We start from the raw sequence: 6,164 nt of genomic DNA on the forward strand, positions 1-6,164 counted from the left end.
CTCCAGGACTCAGCGGGGCGGCTCTGGCGGCTCGGGCGGGAACAGCGACGGCGGCAGGTCGCCGCGTGCGCTCCACAGGTCCTTCAGCGCGCGCCCCGGATCGGTCGCCGCCAGCCGTACGCCGTCGGCGATCGTCCGCATGATGTCGGTCATCGCCCCGGCCGGCAGCACGTCGGGGTCGGCCAGCATCAGCACGCTGGTGCACCCGCCGCGCACCTCCACCCGCACCCGGAACGCCTGGCCGTACTGCTGGGCGAGCGGTGTCCAGGCCAGCGAGGCCGGGGTGGGGTCGTGGGGGTCGCTGGGGCGCCGGTCCACCTGGATGTAGTTGAACCAGGCGCGGAACAGGTGGTTGACCCAGCAGTCGTGCTCCGGCCGCTCGCCGTGCCCGGCCGCCGTCTCGGCGATCCTGTCGAAGTCGTAGGCGGAGTGCCGGTACGCCTTCGCGCTCGCCCAGTGGAGCCGCCTGACGTGCTCGGCGATCGTGGACCGCGGGTCCACGGCCGTGACGAACGGGATGAGCTGGTTCATCGTGCCCACGTTGTGCTGGTCCTCCGGTGCGAACCGGTTGGAGGACATCAGGCTCATCGTCACCCGGTCCACGTCCAGGTGGCGGGCCAGGCCCGCGGCCACGAACGCCATCACCACGGCCGGGGCGGTCACCCCGTGCCGCCTGCCGGCCTCCGCCGCCAGCCCGCCCAGGCCGCGTGACCGCAGCGTCAGCTCCAGCCGGTCGCGTTTCACCTTCGCGGGCAGCGTGGGCAGGACGTCCATCAGGCCGTCGTCGAGCACGCTCCGCCAGTAACGCTCGGAGCCCTCCTGCCGGGGCCGCCACGACTCCTCCCGTTGCCGCCGCGCCAGCTCGCGCGGCGGGGACCCCACCGGCGCGGTCGCCCGCGGGTCGGCCGTCAGCGCCCTGAACTGGTCCTGAAGGTGGTGGATCGACCACAGGTCCACGATCAGGTGGGAGAACGACAGGCACAGGTACATCGGCTCGCCCCGCGAGCCGACCAGCCGGCCGCGCCAGTTCAGCGCGTCGCTCATCGCGAACGGCACCGTCACCAGCTCGGCCTTCGTCCGCTCGTGCTCGGCGGGGTCGGTGACGATCCGGTCGATCCGCTCGATCGGAAGCTCGACGTCCTCGTGGACGTGCTGCACCGGCCGGCCGCCCCGATCCCGGTAGGTGGTGCGCAGCACCTCGTGCCGGTCCACCAGCCGCCGCAGCGCCTCGTCCACCCGCTCGCCGGAGAGCCCGCGCAGATCCCAGGTGGTCGGCAGGTTGGCCTCCGCCAGCCAGTCGTCCGGATACCGCTCTATTTCCCGCCAGCTGAAGAGCTGGCCGTTACTGAGAGGCGCCTCGACGGACATGTGATCTCCTCCGCAGCTTTCTCCGCCTGCCATTCTCCGCGGACGAGAACGATCGGGGTCAAGGGCGGAGCCGGTGGCCTCCGGTGGCCAGAAGCGGTGGCAACTACATGTCGGCGATCCGGGAGTGTGCCGGGACGGAACGCAACCTTAAAGTCGCAATGGATTAAGTCATGGCCGCGTTCCAGATCGGCTGTCGAGTAATTATTCGGAGCCGTTCCCAGGCAAGGCGTCGATACCTGACGCTCCCCGAGGCGTGAAGCTTGAGGTGGCGCATTGATGGCTGGTGAGTCGACACAGCGGGCCGAGAACGAGGGGCCGGTCGCCGTCGCCGTCGTCGGCATGGCGTGCAGGCTCCCGGGAGCCGCCGGTCCCGAGAGGTTCTGGCGGCTGCTGCGCGAGGGCGTGGACGCCGTCACCGAGGCGCCCGAGGGGCGGGCGGCGGAGGGGACCGCGTACCGGCGGGGCGGGTTCCTGGAGGACGTGTACGGGTTCGACCCCGGCTTCTTCGGCATCTCGCCCAACGAGGCGGCGGCGATGGACCCGCACCAGCGCCTGGTGCTCGAACTGGCCTGGGAGGCGCTGGAGAACGCCCGCGCCGTTCCGGCCTCGCTGCGCGGCAGCGCCACCGGGGTGTTCCTGGGCGCCATCTCCAACGACTGGGCGGCCCTGCAGGACCGGATCGGCGGCGCCGGCCGCCACGCCTACACCGGCGCCAACCGCGCCATGATCGCCAACCGGGTGTCGTACGTGCTCGGCCTGCGCGGCCCCTCCCTCACCCTCGACACCGGCCAGTCGTCGTCGCTGGTGGCCGTCTGGATGGCCGCCGAGAGCCTGCGCCGCGGCGAGAGCGACGTGGCGCTGGCCGGCGGCGCGAACCTGAACCTGCTGCCGGAGACCACCGACGCCATCGGCGCGTTCGGCGCGCTGTCGCCCGACGGCCGCTGCCACGTCTTCGACCACCGCGCCAACGGGTACGTGCGCGGCGAGGGCGGCGCGCTGGTCGTGCTCAAGCGCCTCCCCGACGCGCTCGCCGCCGGCGACACCGTGCACGCGGTGATCCTGGGCGGGGCGGTCAACAACGACGGCGGCGGCGAGGGCCTCACCGTGCCCAGCGGCCGCGCCCAGCGGGACGTCATCGCGCTGGCCTGCGACCGCGCCGGGGTACGGCCCGCCCAGGTCCGGTACGTGGAGCTCCACGGCACCGGCACCAAGGTCGGCGACCCCGTGGAGGCCGCGGCGCTCGGAGCCGCGTACGGGACCGCCCGGCCGGCCGGCGACCCTCTGCTCGTGGGCTCGGTCAAGACCAACATCGGTCACCTGGAGGGCGCGGCCGGCATCGCCGGGCTGCTCAAGGTCGTCCTGTCGCTCGGGAACGGCGAACTGCCCCCCAGCCTCAACTTCGAGTCCGCGCCCCCGGAGATCCCCCTGGGCGACCTGCGCCTCCACGTCGTCACCGAGACCCGGCCCCTGCCCGGTCCCGTGGTCGCCGCCGTCAGCTCCTTCGGGATGGGCGGCACCAACTGCCACCTGATCCTCGCCTCGCCTCCCGCGCGGGCCTCCGTCCCGGGTTCCGCGCCCTCCTCCGGTACGGAGGACGCCGGCGCGGAGGACGCGGGTACGGGGGACGCGGGTACGGAGGACGCGCCCTGGACGCTGTCGGCACGGTCGGAGGGAGCGCTGCGGGAGTGGGCCGCGCGCCTCACGACGCCGGCCGCGGATCCCGGCACCGGCCCGGCGGACGTGGCGCTGAGCCTCGCCCGGACCCGTACCTCCTTCGAACGCCGCGCCGTGGTCCTCGCCCCCGACCGCGGCACCCGCCTGTCCGCGCTCCGGGCCCTGGCCGCAGGGGAGCCGCACGACGCCCTCGTGACCGGCACGGAGACCGCCGGCGCGCGTGCCTTCGTCTTCCCCGGACAGGGCTCGCAGTGGCCCGCCATGGCGCGCGAGCTGATGACGGTCTCGCCCGTGTTCGCCGGACGGCTCGCCGAGTGCGCGGACGCGCTGGCCCCGTTCACCGGCCTCGACCTCCTGGACGTCCTCCGCGAGCGCCCCGGCGCGCCCGGCCTGGACCGGGTGGACGTGGTGCAGCCCGCGCTCTGGGCGGTCATGGTCGGCCTGGCCGAGGTGTGGAGGTCCCACGGCGTCGAGCCCGACGTGGTGATCGGCCACTCCCAGGGGGAGATCGCCGCCGCGGTCGTCGCCGGCGCGCTGACCCTGGACGACGCCGCCCGGGTCGTCGCGCTGCGCAGCCGGGCCATCGCGGGCATCGAGGGCTCCGGCGGCATGATGTCCGTCGCGGCCGGCCTCGACGCGGTGGAACGGGCGATCGCGGACCTGTCCGCGCCCGTCACCGTGGCCGCCGTCAACGGCCCGCGCTCGGTCGTCGTCTCCGGTCCCCGCGAGGCGCTGACCGCCCTCGCCGGCCGTCTCGCCGACGTCTCCACCAAGGTCATCCCGGTCACGTACGCGTCCCACTCCCCGGAGGTCGAGCGGGTACGGGAGGAGGTCCTGCGGGACCTCGCCCCCATCCGCCCGCGGAGCGGCGCCACCGTGTTCGTCTCCACGCTCACCGGCGAGCCGATGGACACCGCCGATCTGGACGCCGGCTACTGGTACCGCAGCCTGCGCAGCCCCGTCCGCTTCGCCGAGGCGGTGCGGACGGCGCTGGACGGGCGGGACCACACGTTGTTCGTCGAGTGCAGCCCGCACCCCGTGCTGGTGACCGCTGTGGAGGAGACCGCGGAGGCGGCGGGGCGGGACGCGGTCGCGGTCGGCACGCTGCGCCGCGGCGACGGCGGACGCGACCGCCTGCTGCGGTCGCTCGCGCAGGCGTACACGTGGGGCGCCCCCGTGGACTGGTCCGGACCGTGCGGTGAGGCCCGCCTCGTGGACCTGCCGTCCTACCCCTTCCAGCGCCGCCCCCGCACCTCCGCCCCCGCCCCCGCCGCGCGCCGCCCGGCGGCCCTGACCCCGTCCGCCGGGGAGGCCGTACCCGAGCAGGCCGGGCCCGTCCGCTCCAGGGGCGAGCTGCGCGACCTGGTGCTGTCCGCGACCGCGCGCCTGCTGGGCTACGCCGGCGCGTCCGACATGGAGCCCGGCCGTACGTTCAAGGACCTGGGGCTGGAGTCGGCGGCGGCCGTCGAGCTGCGCGACCGGCTGCGCGCCGCGACCGGGCTGCGGCTCCCGACCGGCCTCCTGTACGACCACCCGACGCCCGAGCGTCTCGCCGCGCACCTCCACGAACTGCTGACCGGCGGCGCGGCCGAGCCGACGGCCGAGATCCGCGGCGGCGGCGACGACCCGATCGCGGTGGTCGGCATGGGCTGCCGCTACCCCGGCGGGGTGGCCTCCCCCGAGGACCTGTGGCGGCTGGTCGCCGGCGGCGCCGACGCGATCGGCGAGTTCCCCCGGAACCGCGGCTGGGATCTCGACGCGTTGTCCGCCACCGGGCCGGACCGCTCGGGGACCAGCGACACCGGGCACGGCGGTTTCGTCTACGACGCCGACCTGTTCGACGCCGCGTTCTTCGGCATCAGTCCGCGCGAGGCCACGGCGATGGACCCGCAGCAGCGGCTGCTGCTGGAGATCTGCTGGGAGGCCGTGGAGGGGGCCGGGATCGACCCGGCCGGGTTGCGCGGCTCGCCCACCGGCGTGTTCGTCGGCGCCATGGCCCCCGACTACGGCCCCCGGCTGCACCAGCCCACGGGCACCGCGGACGGCCACCTGCTCACCGGCACCGCGCTCAGCGTCGTGTCCGGTCGCGTCGCCTACACCCTGGGACTGCGGGGACCGGCCGTCACCACCGACACGGCCTGCTCGTCGTCGCTGGTCTCGATCGTGTTCGCCGTGCAGGCGCTGCGGCGCGGGGAGTGCTCGCTGGCGCTGGCCGGCGGCGTCACGGTGATGTCCAGCCCCGGCATGTTCGTCGAGTTCAGCCGGCAGGGCGGGCTGTCACCCGACGGCCGCTGCAAGTCGTTCTCCGCCTCGGCGGACGGGACCGGCTGGGCCGAGGGCGCGGGCGTGGTGGTGCTCGAACGCCTCTCCGACGCCCGCCGCAACGGCCACCCCGTCCTCGCCGTGATCCGCGGCGGCGCCGTCAACCAGGACGGCGCCAGCAACGGCCTCACCGCCCCCAGCGGCCAGGCCCAGCAGGACGTCATCCGCCAGGCGCTCGCCGACGCCGGGCTCGGTGTCGGCGACGTCGACGCGGTGGAGGCCCACGGCACCGGAACCAGGCTGGGCGACCCGATCGAGGCAGAAGCCCTGCTGGCCACCTACGGAACCCGTCGTCCGGCCGGCCGTCCCGTGTGGCTCGGTTCGATCAAGTCGAACATCGGTCATACGCAGGCCGCCGCGGGGGTGGCGGGTGTGATCAAGGTGGTGGAGGCGTTGCGGCGGCGGGTGTTGCCGCCGACGTTGCATGTGACGGAGCCGACGCCGCATGTGGATTGGTCGGTGGGTGAGGTGCGGTTGCTGACGGGGTCGGTGGAGTTGGCGGGTGGGGGTGCGGTGCGTGCGGGGGTGTCGAGTTTCGGGATTTCCGGGACGAATGCGCATGTGATCGTGGAGGGTCCTCCGGCTGGGGAGCCGGTGTCGGCGGCGGTGTCTGTGCCGGTGAACGGCGGGCCTGTGTCGGCGTCTGTGCCTGTCTCTGCGGGCGGGCCGGTGTCCGCGTCGGAGTCTGTGCCTGCGGGTGGGCCGGCGCTGGTGGGCGGGTCGTTGGTGTCGGGGGACGGGTCGTTGGTGTGGGTGGTGTCGGCGAAGAGTGCGGGGGCGTTGCGGGCGCAGGCGGGGCG

General features: G+C 74.5%; 2 protein-coding genes. One reads left to right on the forward strand and one right to left on the reverse strand.

Going from position 1 to position 6,164, the window contains the following annotated elements:
• Window positions 1-9: 9 nt before the first annotated feature.
• Window positions 10-1,368: a condensation domain-containing protein gene (locus ACZ6W9_RS02760; RefSeq protein ID WP_389959235.1), complete on the reverse strand. Its 1,359-nt coding sequence runs from the start codon at window positions 1,366-1,368 to the stop codon at window positions 10-12.
• 276 nt (window positions 1,369-1,644) lie between these two features.
• On the opposite strand from ACZ6W9_RS02760, the gene ACZ6W9_RS02765 reads away from it, so the two are divergent.
• Window positions 1,645-6,164 (forward strand): type I polyketide synthase (locus ACZ6W9_RS02765; RefSeq protein WP_470116606.1); only part of this gene is annotated, 4,520 nt, incomplete at its 3' end.

The sequence above is a fragment of the Streptosporangium sp. NPDC053982 genome (assembly GCF_055585205.1).

Coding starts and splice junctions, on each gene's coding strand:
- ACZ6W9_RS02760 (WP_389959235.1), bottom strand. CDS start 1,368: ATGTCCGTCGAGGCGCCTCTCAGTAACGGCCAGCTCTTCAGCTGGCGG.